Consider the following 16,575-nt stretch of genomic DNA (forward strand, 5'->3'; position numbering starts at 1 on the left):
CGAGTGGAGATGACATGATGAAATTCTGGTCTGTGGCTTTGGTGGCGATGCTCGCGGTGGTCCACCTGGACGCCGATGCGCGCCGCATGGGCGGCGGCAAGTCGGTCGGCAAGCAGTCGAGCAACGTGACGCAGCGCGAGGCCGCGACCCCGCCGGCCACGCCGGCGGCTCCCGCACAGAATGCCGTGGGCAACAGCCCCGCCAACGCAGCCGCGGCCAAGCCTGCGGCGGCGCCGAACGCGGCGCCCGCTGCCGCCCCCAAGAAGCCTTGGGGCGCGATGCTGGGCGGCCTGGCCGCGGGCCTGGGCCTGGCATGGCTGGCGCACTCCCTCGGGCTGGGCGCGGCCTTCGGCAATTTCCTGCTGATCGCGCTGCTCGCGCTAGCGGCCTTCGCGGTGATCGGCATGGTCATGCGTTCGCGCAGGCCGGCTTCCGCGGCAGCGGCCGGCGGCGCGCCCTTCGCCTTCCAGGGGGCCGGCTCCGCATCGCCCTCCGATGCGGCCGTGCCGCGCCAGTACAGCCCGCAGAACGTGGGCAACGACGCCTCCGCGCGCCCCTTCGAGCGCAGCGGCATGGCGTTCGACACGTCCCGCGCCGCTGGCGCCGGCAGCGGCGTGGTGATCGGCTCCGCGCTCTCCGGTTCGCAGAACTGGGGTGTTCCGGCCGACTTCGATACGCAGGGTTTCCTGGACGCTGCCAAGCGCAACTTCGTGACGCTGCAGGCCGCCTGGGACCGCTCGGACATCGCCACGCTGCGCTCGATGATGACCGACAGCATGGTCGATGAAATCCGTTCGCAGCTCGGCGAGCGCGAATCCCTGCGCGGTGCCAGCCAGCCCAACCACACCGACGTGGTGATGCTGGAGGCGCAACTGCTGGGCATCGAGGACCTCGGCGACGGCTACATGGCCAGCGTGGAGTTCTCCGGCATGATCCGCGAGGAGCCCTCCGCAGGCCCGAGCCCGTTCCGCGAGGTCTGGAACATGACCAAGCCCAAGAGCGGCACCAGCGGCTGGCTGGTGGCGGGCGTGCAGGCGCTCCAGTGAAACCGGCGGGGCCGGCCTGCCGCACGGCGGGCCGGGCTCCAATGGCACGGACCGTGTACGGGCAAGCTTTCGGGCGTCCGGGCGAGTTCGGGGAATAATCGGGGACTATGGCAGCACCACAGTCCCCTTTTTCGTTCCTGGAAGGCCTCTTCGAGCGCCTGGCCAGCGGCCCCCAGCCCCCGCAATGGCTGGTGCATGAGGTGCAGCACCGCCTGGTGCTGCTCGTCAACCACGTGCTCATGCAGGAGCCCGAGGCCATGGAACGGCTCGTGCGCCAGAGCGGCAGCGTGGCGCGCGTGCAGTGGCGCATCTACTCCATGTCGCTGCGCGTGACGCCGGCCGGCCTGTTCGACCTGGCCGGCGAGGCGGCCGTGCCCGACCTGCGCATGGAAATCACCGATACTTCCCCGCTGTCGCTCGCCCAGGCGGCCCTGCGCGGCGACAAGCCTGCCATCCGCATCGAGGGCGACGTGCAGCTGGCGGCCGAGATACAGTGGCTGGTGGACCATGTGCGCTGGGATCTCGAGGAAGACTTTTCGCGCCTGCTCGGCGACACGCCGGCGCATGCGATCTGCACGGTCGCGCGGCGTGCCGCGCAGGCGCTCAGGCAGTTCGTGGGCATGCGCATGGGAGGGCGCCCTCCGGCGGACGGCTCCGCCCAGGCGGCGGCCCCCGGTTCCGACCGCGGCGTTCCATGAGCCGGCTTTTCCGCGGCGCCACCATCGTCTGGGTGGTGCTGCGCTATGGGCTGGATGAGCTGGTACTGACGAGCTTCCAGAAGCCCTGGCTGCGCCTGCTGGCGCGCATCGTCTCCGTCGGCCGCAAGCTGGACGCGCCGCGCGGGCAGCGCCTGCGCGAGGCCCTGGAGCGGCTGGGACCCATCTTCGTGAAGTTCGGGCAGGTGCTGTCCACGCGGCGCGACCTGCTGCCGCCGGACATCGCCAACGAACTGGCGCTGCTGCAGGACCGTGTCCCGCCCTTCGACCCGGACGTGGCCGTGGCCACCATCGAGCGCGCCTTCCGCCGCCCCGTGGGCGAGGTGTTCGTCTCGTTCGAGCGCGTGCCGGTGGCGAGCGCCTCCATCGCGCAGGTGCATTTCGCCGTCGTGCGCGACCGGCACGGCGTGGAGCGCGAGGTGGCCGTGAAGGTGCTGCGGCCCGGCATGCTGCCCGTGATCGACAACGACCTGGGGCTCATGCGTGCCATGGCCGGCTGGGTGGAGAGCCTGTCGGCCGACGGCAAGCGCCTCAAGCCCCGGCAGGTGGTGGCGGAGTTCGACAACTACCTGCACGACGAGCTGGACCTGATCCGCGAGGCCGCCAATGCCGCGCAGCTGCGCCGCAACATGGAGGGCCTGGGCCTGGTGCGCATCCCGGAGATCCTCTGGGACTTCTGCCACCCGGAAGTGCTGGTGATGGAGCGCATGAAGGGCGTGCCGATCAGCCAGATCGAGCGGCTGCGCGCGGCCGGGGTGGACATCCGCCAGCTGGCGCGCGACGGCGTCACCATCTTCTTCACGCAGGTCTTCCGCGACGGCTTCTTCCACGCCGACATGCACCCGGGCAACATCCAGGTGAGCCTGGAGCCGGGCTCGTTCGGCCGCTACATCTCGCTGGATTTCGGGATCGTCGGCTCGCTCACCGAGTTCGACAAGGAATACCTCGCGCAGAACTTCACCGCCTTCTTCCGCCGCGACTACAAGCGCGTGGCGGAACTGCACGTGGAGAGCGGCTGGGTGCCTGCCGACACGCGCATCAACGAACTGGAGTCGGCCATCCGCGCCGTCTGCGAACCGTACTTCGACCGCCCGCTCAAGGAGATCTCCCTGGGCATGGTGCTGATGCGGCTGTTCCAGACCTCGCGCCGCTTCCACGTGGAGATCCAGCCCCAGCTCGTGCTGCTGCAGAAGACGCTGCTCAACATCGAAGGCCTGGGCCGCCAGCTCGACCCGGAGCTGGACCTCTGGAGCACGGCCAAGCCGTTCCTCGAGAAGTGGATGCTCGACCAGATGGGGCCGCAGCGGCTCTGGCGCGAGGTGAAGGCCGAATCGCCGCATTTCGCGAAGATGCTGCCCGAGCTGCCGCGCCTGCTGCACGACTACCTGCGCCACAAGCCGCACGACCACCGGCGCGAGATGCAGGAGCTGCTCGCCGAGCAGCGCCGCACCAACCGGCTGCTGCAAAGCATCATCTACGGTGGCATGGGTTTTGTATTGGGGCTGCTGGCGCTGCAGTTCCTGATCCGCATCCGGTTCTTCCACTGAAGCCCCTGCAGCGCCGCCTGCGCATCCTCTCCACCCACAACCCTCACTTCGCGACATCGAGGAGCATGCCGTGCTGCTGACCCTGGTCATCGTCTATCTGCTGGTCACCATCGCCATCGGGCTGGTGGCCGCCAAGCGCGTCAAGAACACGGCGGATTTCGCCATCGCCGGGCGCCATCTGCCGCTCTACATGATCATCACCACCACCTTCGCGACCTGGTTCGGTTCGGAGACGGTGCTGGGCATTCCCGCCAAGTTCATCCAGGGCGGCCTGGGCAACGTGGTGGAAGACCCCTTCGGTGCCGGCTTCTGCCTGATCCTGGTGGGCATCTTCTTCGCCGCGAAGCTCTACCGCATGACGCTGCTCACGATCAGCGACTACTACCGCGAGCGCTACGGCCGGGCGGTGGAGGTGATCTGCTCGCTCATCATCATGCTGAGCTACCTGGGCTGGGTCGCGGCGCAGGTGACGGCGCTGGGGCTGGTGTTCAACCTGCTCTCGGGCGGCGCCATCAGCATCCCGGCGGGCATGACGATCGGCGTGGTGTCCATCCTCGCCTATACGCTCTTCGGCGGCATGTGGTCGGTGGCGGTGACCGACTTCATCCAGATGATCATCCTGGTGGCGGGCCTGGCCATCATCGCGGTCTTCGCGGGCGAGATGGCGGGCGGGGCCGGCAAGGTGATCGACTTCGCCGCGAGCCGCGACCTGTTCCGCTTCCTGCCGGAGCCGAAACTCCACGACGTGGTGTTCTTCGTCGCGGCCGGCATCACCATGATGTTCGGTTCGATCCCGCAGCAGGACGTGTTCCAGCGCGTGATGTCCGCCAACAACCTCAAGGCCGCCACGCGCGGGCCCGTGATCGGCGGCATCTGCTACATCCTGTTCGCCTTCGTGCCCATGTTCCTCGTGGCCAGCGCGCTCATCATCATGCCGGCGGAGACGGCGGCGCTGCTGCAGGACGATCCGCAGAAGGTGCTCCCCACGCTGGTGCTCGAGAAGATGCCCTTCGTAATGCAGGTGCTCTTCTTTGGTGCGCTGCTGTCGGCGCTCAAGTCCACCGCCTCGGCCACGCTGCTGGCGCCCAGCGTCACGTTCACCGAAAACATCTGGCGCCAGTTCCGTCCTTCCGTGACCGACCGCGAGCACCTGCGCACCATGCGCATCAGCACCCTGGTGTTCAGCCTGCTGGTGCTGGCCTATTCGATCCGCATGCAGGGCACGTCCATCTATGAGCTGGTGTCCGGCGCCTACCAGGTGCCCCTGGTCGGCGCCTTCGTGCCGCTGGTGTTCGGCCTGTACTGGAAGCGTGCCACGACCCAGGGCGCCCTGTGCGCCATCGTGCTGGGCCTGGGCTTCTGGCTGGCGTTCATGGCGCTGCCCGTGGGCGAGGTGTTCCCGGCGCAGCTGGCCGGCCTGCTGGCCGCCGTCGCGGGCATGCTCGCGGGCTCGCTGGCACCCCAGTGGGTGGGCAATCGCCACGGATCCCACCACCGCGTGGCGGGAGCGGAGTGAGCGGCGCGGGCCGCGAAAAGAGGGCTGGCAGGGGTGGCGGAGCGCCTGCCTATAATTGAAGGTTTTGCAAACCCTCCTTCGCGCCTTGAATAGCACGGTAAAAAATGCCTATCTATGCCTATAAATGCGGCTCCTGTGGCCATGCCAAGGATGTGCTGCAGAAGATCTCCGATGCCCCGCTCACGGTCTGCCCCGCCTGTGGCGCCGAGACATTCACCAAGCAGGTCACGGCCGCCGGCTTCCAGCTCAAGGGCTCGGGCTGGTACGTGACCGATTTCCGCGGCGGCAGCGGCGGCGGCACCAGCGCCCCGGCTCCGGCCGCGGAAGGCGCCGCGGCGCCTGCTTCCGCTCCTGCGGCGGCACCTGCCCCAGCGCCGGCTGCCTCCCCCGCGGCGCCTGCCGCACCCACTTCCAAGAGCTGAACGCCCCTCGATGTCCGCTTTGCGCAAATGGCTGTTCACGGGCCTGCTGGTGATCGTGCCCGGCGTGATCACCGCCTGGGTCCTGCACTGGATCATCAGCACGCTCGACCAGACGCTGCAGATCCTTCCCGAGAACTGGCAGCCCGACCGGCTGCTGGGCTTCCACATCCCTGGCTTCGGCGTGCTGCTCACGTTCGCGATCCTGCTCACCGTGGGTGCGCTCGCGAGCAACTTCGCCGGCCGCAAGCTGGTGGAGTGGGGCGACCGGCTCGTGAGCCGCATCCCGGTGGTGCGCTCGATCTATTCGAGCGTCAAGCAGGTGTCGGACACGCTGTTCTCCGAAAGCGGCAACGCCTTCCGCACGGCGGTGCTGGTGCAGTGGCCGCGCGAGGGTGTCTGGACCGTCGCATTCATCACCGGCACGCCCAGCGGCGAGGTGGCCGCCTACCTGCGTGACGGCTACGTCAGCGTCTATGTGCCGACGACGCCCAACCCGACCGGCGGCTATTTCGTGATCCTGCGCAAGAGCGACTGCGTCGAGCTCGACATGAGCGTGGATGCCGCGCTGAAGTACATCGTGTCGATGGGCGTGGTGGCTCCCCCGGACCTCACGCTCCCCGATTCCAAGTAACCCTTTCCCTTTCGGCGCGCCCCGCGGGGCCGCGCTCGATACCTCCCTCCAGTTTGGGCGCCCCTCGCGGGCGCAGGAAGAAGCACCCATGGCCATGCGTTCCCACTATTGCGGTCTCGTCACCGAAGCCCTGATGGGCCAAACCGTCACCCTCGCGGGCTGGGTGAACCGCCGCCGCGACCATGGCGGCGTGATCTTCATCGACCTGCGCGACCGCGAAGGCAACGTGCAGGTGGTGTGCGACCCGGACCGCGCCGACATGTTCAAGACGGCCGAAGGCGTGCGCAACGAGTTCTGCGTGCAGATCAAGGGCCTGGTGCGTGCGCGCCCCGAGGGCACGACCAACGACAGCCTCAAGAGCGGCAAGATCGAGGTGCTGTGCCACGAGCTGAACGTGCTCAACCCTTCGGTGACGCCTCCGTTCCAGATGGACGACGAGAACCTGTCGGAGACCACGCGCCTCACGCACCGCGTGCTGGACCTGCGCCGCCCCTACATGCAGCGCAACCTGATGCTGCGCTACAAGACGGCGATCCAGGTGCGCAACTTCCTGGACAAGGAAGGCTTCATCGACATCGAGACGCCCATGCTGGGCAAGAGCACGCCCGAAGGCGCGCGCGACTACCTGGTGCCCAGCCGCGTGCACGACGGCCAGTTCTTCGCGCTGCCGCAGTCCCCCCAGCTCTACAAGCAGATGCTGATGGTGGCCGGCTACGACCGCTACTACCAGATCACCAAGTGCTTCCGCGACGAGGACCTGCGCGCCGACCGCCAGCCCGAGTTCACGCAGATCGACTGCGAAACCTCGTTCCTGGGAGAGGAAGAGATCCGCGCGATCTTCCAGCGCATGGTGACCGAGGTGTTCAAGACACAGCTGGACGTGGACCTGGGCGAGTTCCCGATCATGACGTACCAGGACGCGGCATTCCGCTTCGGCTCCGACAAGCCGGACCTGCGCGTGAAGCTGGAATTCACCGAACTCACCGACGTCATGAAGGACGTGGACTTCAAGGTGTTCTCCGGCGCTGCCAACATGCAGGGCGGCCGCGTGGTGGCCCTGCGCGTGCCCGGCGGCGCGCGCGAGAACGGCGGCCTGTCGCGCGGCGAGATCGATGCCTACACCGAGTTCGTGAAGATCTACGGCGCCAAGGGCCTGGCCTACATCAAGGTCAACGAACTGGCCAAGGGTCGTGACGGCCTGCAGTCGCCCATCGTGAAGAACATCCATGATGCGGCCATCGCCGAGATCCTGAAGCGCACCGGCGCGCAGGACGGCGACCTGCTGTTCTTCGGCGCCGACAAGCTGAAGGTGGTCAACGACGCGATCGGCGCGCTGCGCCTGAAGATCGGCCACAGCGAATTCGGCAGGAAGAACGGCCTGTTCGAGAACGTCTGGGCACCCCTCTGGGTGGTGGATTTCCCGATGTTCGAGTACGACGAGGACGACGCGCGCTGGGTGGCCGTGCACCACCCCTTCACGGCGCCCAAGGACGGCCATGAAGACCTGATGGACACGGACCCGGGCCGCTGCATCGCCAAGGCCTACGACATGGTGCTGAACGGCTGGGAGCTGGGCGGCGGCTCGGTGCGGATCCACCGCGCCGAGGTGCAGAGCAAGGTGTTCGCGGCCCTCAAGCTCACGCCCGAGGACGCCCGCGCCAAGTTCGGCTACCTGCTCGACGCGCTGCAATACGGCGCGCCCCCGCACGGTGGCCTGGCCTTCGGCCTGGACCGCCTCATCACACTGATGACCGGTGCCGAGTCGATCCGCGACGTGATCGCCTTCCCCAAGACGCAGCGCGCGCAGGACCTGCTGACGCAGGCGCCGAGCCCGGTGGACGAGAAGCAGCTGCGCGAGCTGCACATCCGCCTGCGCAACCCGGACGCCGCCAAGGCCGCCTGACCGGAGGCCGGCAACGGTTTTGAATCCCATGGCAGGGGCCTCGCGGCTTCTGCCATTTTTTTTGCGAGGAACCTGTCATGCGGAATTTCGCGAAGGGCGCCGCGGCCCTGGCGGCGGTGCTGGCCCTGGCGGCCTGCGGCGAGAAGAAGACGGAACTGGGCGAGGGCGGTTCGGTGGTGAGCGGTTCGGCCGGCCCGCAGGGCGCGCGCAACGCAGCGCACGAACTGGTGCGTTGCGACGCACCGGTCGCCACGCTGGCGCTGGCCGAGAACCCGAACGGCTACGTGATGGGCTCTGCCTACCAGTTGCCGGCGTCGCCCGTGCCGCTGGTCAAGCTGCTGGCCCAGCAGAGCGGATGCTTCCGCGTGGTGGACCGCTCCGCCGGCCTGCGCGGAACGGTGCAGGAACAGGACCTGCGCGAGGCAGGCGTGCTGCGCAAGGACACCACGGTGCACAAGGGCCGGGGCTACGAGGCTCAGTACACGCTGACCCCGAGCGTCACTTTCAGCGAGCAGGACGCCGGGCGGGGCCTGGGCGGCATCCTCGCCATGATCCCCGGGCTGCGCGACATGGCCGGCCTCATCGGCCTCGCCGAACAGGTGAAGTTCAAGGAGGCCCAGACGGCCCTGCTGCTGTCGGACAACGAGACGACGGAGCAGGTGGCCGCCGCCACGGGGGCCGCCCGCACCACCGACCTGGGCGTGGGCGGCCTGGTGCTGGGCCGCCTGGGCGGAGGCGCCGGGGCCGGCTGGAGCAACACCAACGAGGGAAAGGTGATCGCCGCGGCATTCCTCGATGCGCACAACCAGCTCGTGGCGCAGGTGCGCGCGCTGCAGGCGAAGGAGTTGCCGCCGGCGGTGCCCGTGCGCACGCGCCCGGTCGGCGGCTGAGGCGGTCGATGGAGGTGCCGCCCGCCACCTTCAAGCTGCCCGAGTCGGTGCTGGTGGTGATCCATACGCCCGCGCTCGAGGTGCTGATGATCCGCCGCGCGGGCGGTGGCGAGCCGCACTGGCAGTCCGTCACGGGCAGCAAGGACTGGCCGGAGGAGGCATTCGAGGCTGCGGCGGTCCGGGAGGTGTTCGAGGAGACCGGCATCGATGCACGCGCGCCGGGGCATGTGCTGACCGACTGGTTCCTGGAAAACGAGTACGACATCTGGCCCCAGTGGCTGCACCGCTATGCACCGGGCGTGGTGCGCAACCGCGAGCGGCTGTTCGGGCTGTGCGTGCCCGCGGGCACGCCGGTGGTGCTGAGCCCGCGGGAGCACGATGCCTGGCAGTGGCTGCCCTGGCGCCAGGCCGCGCTGGCCTGCTTCTCACCATCGAATGCCGAGGCCTGCCTGTGGCTGCCCCGGTTCGCGGAGTGCGCCGCTGCGGGCAGCGCGGGGTGAGCGCGCGGCCTCAGACCGGGCGCAGGCGCAGCATGTCGGCGGCATCCTCGTCCGCGCCGGCCTCCCGTGCCGGCGGGGCCGTTTCGCCCCTGGCCGCTGCGGGGGCAGGGGCCCGGCCGCCGCGCAGCACCAGTTCCCCGGGCTTGCGCTCCGTTCCCTGGCCCAGCATGGCCCGGGCCGGGGCATGGCCGCAGCGTGCGCGCAGTGCGTCGATGCGCTCCTGGCGATCGGAGGTCACGGCAGCTTCCAGCCGGGCGGAGTAGCGCGTAAGCACCTGCTGCGCCAGGTCCAGCAGCTTGGTGTTCAGCGTGGCTTCCGCATGCACGAGTAGCTGGTCCACCGCACCCGCGGGATCGCCGCCCAGGCTGCGGGCGATGGCTTCCTCTGCGGCCCGGTTCACCCGGGGCAGGCAGGCCCGCAGGGCTTCCGCATATTCCGGGCAGAGGCTGCCGGCGCGTGCCAGCAGCTCGCACAGGCTGCGCGTGTTGGAGTAGCGCATGCCCAGCGATTCGATCCATCCGGGCGCGTCCGGCAGGTCGATGGAGGTGCGGGTCAGCACGGCCAGCAGCCCCACCAGGTTGCATGCGGCCTCGAAATCGAAATCGGGGGCCGCGGCCTCCGCCGCCATCGCGCGCACGCCGGCCACCGCCTGCGCGAACTGACGCTGCAGGATCAGTTGCAGGGCGCGGACCACGTTCTCGAAGCGCAGCAGGCGCTGGCTGGCCGGATGCCGCTCGCGGATGCGGGCGAAATCCGCCATGCAGCGCTCCAGTCCCTTGCGGTCGGTCGTGTCGAAGTAATTGAACGCGAGCAGCACCACCGACTGGTAGTCGAAGAGCTTGGAGTCCAGGCCGAGCACCGCGGCGCGGGAGAGCATCTTCGTGGCGGTATCGTGGTCGCCGAGGTAATAGGCCATCATGCCCAGCTTCTGCAGCCGCACGACGGAATCGGGCGTGAGCTGCGCCGCGGTGCGGTAGGTGCCGAGCGCTTCCTCGAACTGGCCCATCTCGACCTGTGCGCGCCCGAGCACATCGTAGGCGTCGGCGAACGACGCGTCGTCGCTGATGATGCCCTGCAGCGTGTTGACCGCGCGCGGCGCCTGGCCGGCCTCGATCTGCGAGCGTGCCACGCCCAGCTTGGCCCAGGGCAGGGCGCGTGCGTCGATCACGGCCTCGAACAGCGTGCGGGCTTCGTCGTGCCGGCCCAGCCGCAGCAGCAGTTCGCTGCCGATGCGCGCCGCATAGAGCCAGTAGGGCTGGCGTGTCTCGAAGCGCTGCACGCAGAGCTTTGCCGCGCCTTCGAAGTCTTCTTCGCCGATCGCGTCGAAGATGGGCCTGAGGTGGTTCTTGCGCAGTCGCGCCAGCGACAGCCGTTCGAACAACGCACTGGGCGTGAACGGCTTGAGCAGGTAGCCGTCGAGGGCGGATTCGGCCGCTTCGGCCACCGCTGCGTACGACGCCTCGGCCGTCACCATGAAGAAGACCGTGGAAAAAGGCAGCATCTGCGCGCGGCGCAGGTCGTCGAGCAGCGTCTGCCCCGACTGCCCCGCCTCCGCGAAGTATTGCTCGCACAGCACGTAGTCGAATATGTTGTGCTCCAGGCGCGCACGCGCGTCCTGCACCCTGCTGCACTGCACCACGCGCGCAATGCCGTATTCCCGCAGCTGCGCCACGAGGATGCTGCGCGACGTGGCATTGCCATCGATGACCAGGGCCTGCGATTCGGCGAGGTGGGCGGCTTTGGCGCTGGACATGGAAGGCCGCGGCGCGGCGTGGGAGGGGTGGGAGAAGCGAAACACCAGTGTAGAGCCTCGCGGCCGGGAGCGGGAGAGGGAAAGTGCGGGACCCCGGGCGGCTGCGCCACAATCGCGCCATGGAACCATGGGACGTCTCCGACGGCGCCGGCATCCTCCGGATCGCCACCTACAACATCCACAAGGGCGTGCAGGGCCTGGGACCCGCCCGCAGGCTCGAGATCCACAACCTCGGCCACGCGGTCGAACAGCTGGACGCCGACATCGTCTGCCTGCAGGAGGTGCGCAAGGTGCACCGGCGCGGTGCGCAGCATTTCCCGCGCTGGCCCGAGCTGCCCCAGGCCGAATTCCTCGCTCCGGAGGGCTACGAGGCCGTTTACCGCACCAATGCGTTCACGCGCCACGGCGAGCACGGCAACGCGCTGCTCACGCGCTGGCCGGTGATCGGCCACCAGCACGAGGACATGTCGGACCATCGTTTCGAGCAGCGGGGGCTGCTGCATGTGGAGGTCGAGGTGCAGGGCCGCCGCGTGCACGCCATCGTCGTCCACCTGGGCCTCATTCCGGGCAGCCGGGTGCGGCAGGTGGCGCAGTTGCAGCGTTTCGTGGCGCGGGAGGTGCCGGACGGCGCGCCGCTGGTCGTGGCGGGCGATTTCAACGACTGGGGCCAGCAGGTCAAGCACGCGCTGGCGGCTTTCGGCCTGCGCGAATACGAAGGAGTGCCGCGCGCGCTGACCTATCCCGCGCGCCTGCCGCTGGTGCAACTGGACCATGTGTACGTGCGCGGCATGGAGCCCATGGGCCTGCACGTGCCGCGCGGGCGCATCTGGTGGCGCATGTCCGACCACCTGCCGCTGATCGCGGAATTCCGGCTGTGACGCCGCCGGCACCGCGTTCCGCCGCGCCGGCGGCCGCCCCCGCGCCGCGGCGGGGCGTGCCGCGCTTCACCCTGCGCCGGCGCCGCGCGGCACCGGCGGCCTTGTCCGGCGGGCACCGCGTGGCGCTGCTGCAGGGCTCGGCGGAGCTGTTCTCCGCGCTGGTGGCCGACATGGATGCGGCGCTCTCGGACATCCAGTTCGAGACCTATATCTTCGACTGCACCGGCTCCGGGGCCGACATCGCGGAGGCGCTGATCCGCGCAGCCCGCCGGGGCGTGCGCGTGCATCTCGTGGTGGACGGGGTGGGCACCGGCCGCCTGTGCTCGCCCTGGCCCGAGCGCTTCGAGGAGGCCGGCGTGCGCATGCAGGTGTACTCGCCGCTGGGCCCGCTGGGCCTGCTGCTGCCCAGGCGCTGGCGGCGGCTGCACCGCAAGCTGTGCGTGGTGGATGGCTGCGTGCTGTACTGCGGCGGCATCAACGTGCTGGACGACCTGCACGACCCCAACCATGGCGCGCTGGAGTCGCCGCGGTTCGATTTCGCCGTGCGGGTGGAAGGCCGCCTCGTGGAGGAGGCCGGCGAGGCCATGGAGCAGGTCTGGTGGCGCCTGCAGGCCACGCGCGACGCGCGGCAGCGCCGGCTGGCCGAGCTGATGCGCGATCTGCGCGCCGCCGCGCAGGCGCGCCAGGCGGAGCGCCTGGCCCGGGAGGCCGCACCCGGCGGGGCCGCGGCGGCGCACGGGCTGCGCGCCGGGCTGCTGCTGCGCGACAACCTGCGCAACCGCAGCCGCATCGAGCGTGCCTACCGCCGCGCCATCGGCAACGCCCGCCACGAAGTCATCATCGCCAACGCCTACTTCCTGCCGGGGCGCAAGCTGCGGCACGCGCTGGTGCTGGCCGCGCGCCGCGGCGTGCGCGTGCGGCTGCTCCTGCAGGGGCGCTACGAATATTTCATGCAGTACCACGCCGCCCGCCCGGTCTATGGCGCGCTGCTGGCGGCCGGTGTGGAGATCCACGAGTACGCGCCGAGCTTCCTGCACGCCAAGGTGGCGGTGATCGACGCGCAGGGCGAGCACCCCTGGGCGACCGTCGGTTCGTCCAACCTCGATCCGCTGTCCATGCTGCTGGCGCGCGAGGCGAACGTGGTGGTGGAGGACGCGGGATTCGCGCGGGCGCTGCGGGCGCGGCTGGTGGACGCCATGGAGCACGCCGGCCGGCAGCTGGACCCGCAGGCCTACGGGGCGCGCCCCTGGGGCCAGCGGCTGCGCGACCGGGTGGCGTTCGCGCTCATGCGCCTGGCCCTGTGGGTGACCGGCAGCCGGTACTGAGGCCGCCTTCCCTTATCGTTCGTTGCTATTGATTTGGTAGCTTGGTGTGGCCGTCCAGCGCTGCCGGAGGTGGTGAAACCCTTGTCGAGCCGGGATGGCGCATCGCTGGTACCATCGCTTGCATGTTCACACACCTCGCCGACGATCCGAACAGCGCGCCCCCGCCCGAAGGCGCCCCTGTCTCGGCCAAGATCCGTGAGCGCCTGCTCGCGGCCCGCAAGCGGTTCCATGCCAATGACAACATCGCCGACTTCCTGGAGCCCGGCGAACTCGAGCAGTTGCTCGACGAGGTCGAGGCCAAGATGCAGGGCGTGCTCGACAGCATGGTCATCGACACGGCTGGCGACCACAACACCCAGGACACGGCCCGCCGCGTGGCGAAGATGTACCTGGGCGAGGTGTTCCGCGGCCGTTACGTCAAGCAGCCCGCGATCACCGAGTTCCCCAATGCAGAGCACCTGAACGAACTCATGATCGTGGGGCCGATCACCGTGCGCAGCGCCTGTAGCCACCATTTCTGCCCCGTGATCGGCAAGCTGTGGATCGGCGTGCTTCCGAACGAGCACACCAACGTCATCGGCCTGTCGAAGTACGCGCGCCTGGTGGACTGGGTCATGGGCCGCCCGCAGATCCAGGAGGAGGCCGTGGTGCAGTTGGCCGACCTCATCATGGAAAAGACCCAGCCCGACGGCCTCGCGATCGTGATGGAGGCCAGCCACTTCTGCATGTCCTGGCGGGGCGTGCGCGAGATGGACAGCAAAATGCTGAACTCGGTGATGCGCGGCGTCTTCCTGAAAGATGCCGCGCTGCGCCGGGAATTCCTCTCGCTCATCCCCGGAAGGACCTGACATGCTCGTACGCCTGCTCTATGCGAGCCGCGCGGTGGACACCTCCAGCGCGGCCATCGAAGACATCCTGGCACAGTCGCGCCAGCACAACCCGGGCAGCGGCATCACCGGGGTGCTGTGCTATGGCGGCGGCGTGTTCCTGCAGGCCATCGAGGGCGGCCGCTCCGCCGTGAACGAACTCTACGGCCACATCCTGCGCGACCCCCGCCACAAGGACGTCGAGCTCCTGCACTTCGAGGAGATCGAGGAGCGCCGCTTCGGCGGCTGGACCATGGGCCAGGTGAACCTCGGCCGCATCAACCATTCGATCCTGCTGAAGTATTCCGAGAAGCCGGAACTGGATCCGTACCTGGTGTCCGGCCGGGTCTCCCTGGCGTTGCTGGAAGAACTCATGGCCACGGCGTCGGTCATCGGCCGCGCCTGACGCGGCGCGCCTGCAGCCTCCCGGGCTGCCGGGCGCTCTCCCATCCGCTACCGCCCTGCCGCTGCAGGGCCCCGCATGCCCCTTTCCGCCTTCGCACTCATCCTGCTGGCCGGCCTCATCCACGCAGGCTGGAACATCGTCGCCAAGAAGGCGGGGGGCGATGCGCGCTTCGCCTTTTTCACCTCGGTCGTGATGATGGTCGCCTGGGCCCCGGCCGGCATCTGGCTGGGCCGGGAGGCCGTGCCGCTCTGGGGCGCGGTGGAGTGGGGTTTCGTGGCCGCCAGCGGACTGCTGCATGTCGCCTACTACGTGATCCTGCTGCGCGGCTACCGCCAGGCGGACCTCACGGTGGTGTATCCCGTGGCGCGGGGCTCCGGGCCGCTGCTCTCTTCCTTCGTGGCCATCGCCTTCCTGGGCGAGCACATCAGCGCGCTGGGCCTGGCCGGCATCGCAGGCGTGGTGGGCGGGGTGTTCCTCATCGCCGGCGGACCGGCCCTGCTGCGGGCATCGCACGACCCCGCCGCGCGTGCCCGCGTGCACAAGGGCATCGCCTACGGGCTGCTCACGGGCGCCTTCATCGCGAGCTACACCGTGGTGGATGGCTACGCCGTGAAAGTGCTGCTGATGTCGCCCATCCTCGTGGACTACATGGGCAACTTCGTGCGGGTGGCGCTGCTGGCTCCGGTCGTGCTGCGCGACGTGCCCACGGCGCGGCGGCTCTGGCGTGCCCAGTGGCGCTTCGCCGTCGCCGTGGCGGTGGTGAGCCCGGTGGCCTACGTGCTGGTGCTCTATGCGATGCAGGAGGCGCCCATGTCGCATGTCGCGCCGGCCCGGGAGGTGTCGATGCTGTTCGCGGCCCTCATCGGCGGCCACCTGCTCGGCGAAGGCGACCGCGCGGCCCGCCTGGCGGGCGCCGTGCTCATCGCGGCCGGCGTGGCGGCGCTGGCACTGGGGTGATGGATGGCGGCGCCGGCACTCCCTCCTGCCCCCGGTCCCGGACCGCTGCTGCTCGGCTGTGACTTCTCCAGCAGCCCGGGCCGGCGCAAGCCCATCGTGCTCGCGCTCGGCCGCGAACGCGGGGGCCGCGTGGCGCTGTCGGGGCTGGAGCGGTTCGAGACGCTGGAGTCCTTCGGCCGCTGGCTGGCAGCTCCCGGTGCCTGGGTGGGCGGCTTCGACCTGCCGTTCGGCCTGCCGCGCGGGCTGCTGGAGGCCCTGGGCTGGCCCACGGACTGGGCCGGCAGCATGGCCTACTACCGCAGCCTCACCCGCCCGCAGATCCGCGAGACGTTCGCGGCCTTCTGCGCTGCCCGTCCCGTGGGCGCGAAATTCGCCCACCGGGCCACCGACGGGCCGGCCGGCTCCAGCACCTCGATGAAATGGGTGAACCCGCCCGTGGCCTACATGCTGCACGCGGGGCTGCCGCTGCTGATCGATGCCGGTGTCCACCTGCCCGGGCTGCAGGCGGGCGATCCGGCGCGCGTGGCGCTGGAGGCCTATCCCGGCCTGCTGGCGCGCGAGATCCTCGGCAGGCGCAGCTACAAGAGCGACGAGGCAGCGAAGCAGACCACCGAGCGCTTCATCGCCCGCAAGGACCTGATCGCTGGCCTGGAGTCCGGCGCCACCCGCCTCGGCCTGCGGCTGGCGCTCACGCATGCGCAGCGGGACACGCTGGCCGGCGACGCGAGCGGCGACAGCCTGGATGCCGTGCTGTGCCTCGTGCAGGCCGCCTGGGCGGCGCAGCGCCATGCCCAGGGCGACCCGCGCTATGGGCTGCCTGCCGGCATGGATCCCCTGGAAGGCTGGATCGTGACCGCGCCGTTTCCCGGTCGCTGAAGGCCCACGGCAAATCCCTGCTTTGCGCCGGCTTCACACGGGGGCCGCACAATGCGGCCAGCATCGCCGAGGACATCGGCGGCGAAAGGAGTCCTGCATGCTCGACAAGGCCGCGGCAAGAACGTCGGCGTGGCACCGCGCCGCCTGCGCCGCACTGGCAGCACTGTGCTGCATGGCCGCGCACGCCGGTCCGGCCGCCTGGTACTACTGGCGCAGCAAGGTGGATGGCCTGCGGGTCTGCGCGCAGGTGTCCCCCGGCCCGGGCTGGGAGCGCGACAGCGAACCCTATGAAGGCCCGGGATGCACGGCGCCGCGCAAGGTGTTCGTGATCCCGATGCGTTGA

Annotated in this window: 17 protein-coding genes; 16 read left to right on the top strand and 1 reads right to left on the bottom strand. The window is 69.6% G+C overall.

The genetic code is table 11. The features are described 5' to 3' along the window. Window positions 1–14 precede the first annotated feature (14 nt). The 9 genes from T336_RS0109155 to nudB all read left to right on the top strand — a co-directional run bounded on the left by T336_RS0109155 (window position 15) and on the right by nudB (window position 9,171). Window positions 15–1,046 (top strand): Tim44 domain-containing protein, encoded by a 1,032-nt coding sequence (locus T336_RS0109155; protein ID WP_019702134.1) that lies wholly within the window; start codon window positions 15–17, stop codon window positions 1,044–1,046. A 107-nt stretch (window positions 1,047–1,153) separates the two neighbouring features. Continuing rightward, window positions 1,154–1,744, top strand: a complete 591-nt coding sequence (locus T336_RS0109160; protein ID WP_026432310.1) for a hypothetical protein — start codon at window positions 1,154–1,156, stop codon at window positions 1,742–1,744. Further along, window positions 1,741–3,309 (top strand): ubiquinone biosynthesis regulatory protein kinase UbiB, encoded by a 1,569-nt coding sequence (gene ubiB / locus T336_RS0109165; RefSeq protein ID WP_026432311.1) that lies wholly within the window; start codon window positions 1,741–1,743, stop codon window positions 3,307–3,309. The genes T336_RS0109160 and ubiB overlap by 4 nt, the downstream gene beginning before the upstream one ends. Window positions 3,310–3,379: 70 nt before the next feature. Further along, complete coding sequence (locus T336_RS0109170; protein ID WP_019702131.1) at window positions 3,380–4,825, top strand: high affinity choline transporter 1; 1,446 nt, start codon at window positions 3,380–3,382, stop codon at window positions 4,823–4,825. A gap of 104 nt (window positions 4,826–4,929) precedes the next feature. Next, entirely contained in the window at window positions 4,930–5,247 is a 318-nt protein-coding gene (locus T336_RS0109175) for an FmdB family zinc ribbon protein (protein ID WP_019702130.1), read from the top strand. 10 nt (window positions 5,248–5,257) lie between these two features. After that, entirely contained in the window at window positions 5,258–5,878 is a 621-nt protein-coding gene (locus tag T336_RS0109180; RefSeq protein ID WP_026432312.1) for a DUF502 domain-containing protein, read from the top strand. A gap of 88 nt (window positions 5,879–5,966) precedes the next feature. After that, window positions 5,967–7,781 (top strand): aspartate--tRNA ligase, encoded by a 1,815-nt coding sequence (gene aspS, locus T336_RS0109185; protein WP_019702128.1) that lies wholly within the window; start codon window positions 5,967–5,969, stop codon window positions 7,779–7,781. Window positions 7,782–7,858: 77 nt separating this feature from the next. Then, window positions 7,859–8,671 carry a CsgG/HfaB family protein gene (locus tag T336_RS0109190; RefSeq protein ID WP_019702127.1) on the top strand — a complete coding sequence of 271 codons (813 nt, stop codon included), beginning with the start codon at window positions 7,859–7,861 and terminating at the stop codon, window positions 8,669–8,671. Window positions 8,672–8,679: 8 nt separating this feature from the next. Continuing rightward, entirely contained in the window at window positions 8,680–9,171 is a 492-nt protein-coding gene (nudB, locus tag T336_RS0109195) for a dihydroneopterin triphosphate diphosphatase (RefSeq protein ID WP_026432313.1), read from the top strand. A 10-nt stretch (window positions 9,172–9,181) separates the two neighbouring features. Here nudB and T336_RS0109200 read toward each other — a convergent pair whose 3' ends face one another. Beyond that, window positions 9,182–10,924, bottom strand: coding sequence for a response regulator (locus T336_RS0109200; protein ID WP_026432314.1), 1,743 nt, complete (start codon window positions 10,922–10,924; stop codon window positions 9,182–9,184). A 119-nt stretch (window positions 10,925–11,043) separates the two neighbouring features. On the opposite strand from T336_RS0109200, the gene T336_RS0109205 reads away from it, so the two are divergent. The 7 genes from T336_RS0109205 to T336_RS24945 all read left to right on the top strand — a co-directional run bounded on the left by T336_RS0109205 (window position 11,044) and on the right by T336_RS24945 (window position 16,575). Beyond that, complete coding sequence (locus T336_RS0109205; protein ID WP_026432315.1) at window positions 11,044–11,802, top strand: endonuclease/exonuclease/phosphatase family protein; 759 nt, start codon at window positions 11,044–11,046, stop codon at window positions 11,800–11,802. 56 nt (window positions 11,803–11,858) lie between these two features. Then, window positions 11,859–13,127 carry a cardiolipin synthase ClsB gene (gene clsB, locus T336_RS0109210; protein WP_209435954.1) on the top strand — a complete coding sequence of 423 codons (1,269 nt, stop codon included), beginning with the start codon at window positions 11,859–11,861 and terminating at the stop codon, window positions 13,125–13,127. A 122-nt stretch (window positions 13,128–13,249) separates the two neighbouring features. Beyond that, window positions 13,250–13,975 carry a GTP cyclohydrolase I gene (gene folE / locus T336_RS0109215; RefSeq protein WP_017439518.1) on the top strand — a complete coding sequence of 242 codons (726 nt, stop codon included), beginning with the start codon at window positions 13,250–13,252 and terminating at the stop codon, window positions 13,973–13,975. A gap of 1 nt (window position 13,976) precedes the next feature. Then, window positions 13,977–14,399, top strand: coding sequence for a BLUF domain-containing protein (locus T336_RS0109220; RefSeq protein ID WP_019702121.1), 423 nt, complete (start codon window positions 13,977–13,979; stop codon window positions 14,397–14,399). Window positions 14,400–14,474: 75 nt separating this feature from the next. Continuing rightward, window positions 14,475–15,356, top strand: coding sequence for an EamA family transporter (locus T336_RS0109225; RefSeq protein WP_026432317.1), 882 nt, complete (start codon window positions 14,475–14,477; stop codon window positions 15,354–15,356). Between the two features lie 3 nt (window positions 15,357–15,359). Beyond that, entirely contained in the window at window positions 15,360–16,232 is an 873-nt protein-coding gene (locus tag T336_RS0109230; RefSeq protein WP_026432318.1) for a DUF429 domain-containing protein, read from the top strand. 97 nt (window positions 16,233–16,329) lie between these two features. Beyond that, on the top strand, window positions 16,330–16,575 hold the full coding sequence (locus tag T336_RS24945; RefSeq protein WP_035225571.1) for a hypothetical protein: 246 nt from the start codon (window positions 16,330–16,332) through the stop codon (window positions 16,573–16,575).

Source organism: Paracidovorax oryzae ATCC 19882 (assembly GCF_000687165.1).
GTDB lineage: Bacteria > Pseudomonadota > Gammaproteobacteria > Burkholderiales > Burkholderiaceae_C > Paracidovorax > Paracidovorax oryzae.

What these genes read in the sequence shown, in the direction of transcription:
- T336_RS0109190 (WP_019702127.1), top strand. Translation starts at nt 7,859, where the DNA reads ATGCGGAATTTCGCGAAGGGCGCCGCGGCCCTGGCGGCGGTGCTGGCC.
- ubiB (WP_026432311.1), top strand. Translation starts at nt 1,741, where the DNA reads ATGAGCCGGCTTTTCCGCGGCGCCACCATCGTCTGGGTGGTGCTGCGC.
- folE (WP_017439518.1), top strand. Translation starts at nt 13,250, where the DNA reads ATGTTCACACACCTCGCCGACGATCCGAACAGCGCGCCCCCGCCCGAA.
- T336_RS0109220 (WP_019702121.1), top strand. Translation starts at nt 13,977, where the DNA reads ATGCTCGTACGCCTGCTCTATGCGAGCCGCGCGGTGGACACCTCCAGC.
- T336_RS0109155 (WP_019702134.1), top strand. Translation starts at nt 15, where the DNA reads ATGATGAAATTCTGGTCTGTGGCTTTGGTGGCGATGCTCGCGGTGGTC.
- T336_RS0109180 (WP_026432312.1), top strand. Translation starts at nt 5,258, where the DNA reads ATGTCCGCTTTGCGCAAATGGCTGTTCACGGGCCTGCTGGTGATCGTG.
- T336_RS0109225 (WP_026432317.1), top strand. Translation starts at nt 14,475, where the DNA reads ATGCCCCTTTCCGCCTTCGCACTCATCCTGCTGGCCGGCCTCATCCAC.
- aspS (WP_019702128.1), top strand. Translation starts at nt 5,967, where the DNA reads ATGGCCATGCGTTCCCACTATTGCGGTCTCGTCACCGAAGCCCTGATG.
- T336_RS24945 (WP_035225571.1), top strand. Translation starts at nt 16,330, where the DNA reads ATGCTCGACAAGGCCGCGGCAAGAACGTCGGCGTGGCACCGCGCCGCC.
- nudB (WP_026432313.1), top strand. Translation starts at nt 8,680, where the DNA reads ATGGAGGTGCCGCCCGCCACCTTCAAGCTGCCCGAGTCGGTGCTGGTG.
- T336_RS0109200 (WP_026432314.1), bottom strand. Translation starts at nt 10,924, where the DNA reads ATGTCCAGCGCCAAAGCCGCCCACCTCGCCGAATCGCAGGCCCTGGTC.
- T336_RS0109230 (WP_026432318.1), top strand. Translation starts at nt 15,360, where the DNA reads ATGGCGGCGCCGGCACTCCCTCCTGCCCCCGGTCCCGGACCGCTGCTG.
- T336_RS0109160 (WP_026432310.1), top strand. Translation starts at nt 1,154, where the DNA reads ATGGCAGCACCACAGTCCCCTTTTTCGTTCCTGGAAGGCCTCTTCGAG.
- T336_RS0109205 (WP_026432315.1), top strand. Translation starts at nt 11,044, where the DNA reads ATGGAACCATGGGACGTCTCCGACGGCGCCGGCATCCTCCGGATCGCC.
- T336_RS0109175 (WP_019702130.1), top strand. Translation starts at nt 4,930, where the DNA reads ATGCCTATCTATGCCTATAAATGCGGCTCCTGTGGCCATGCCAAGGAT.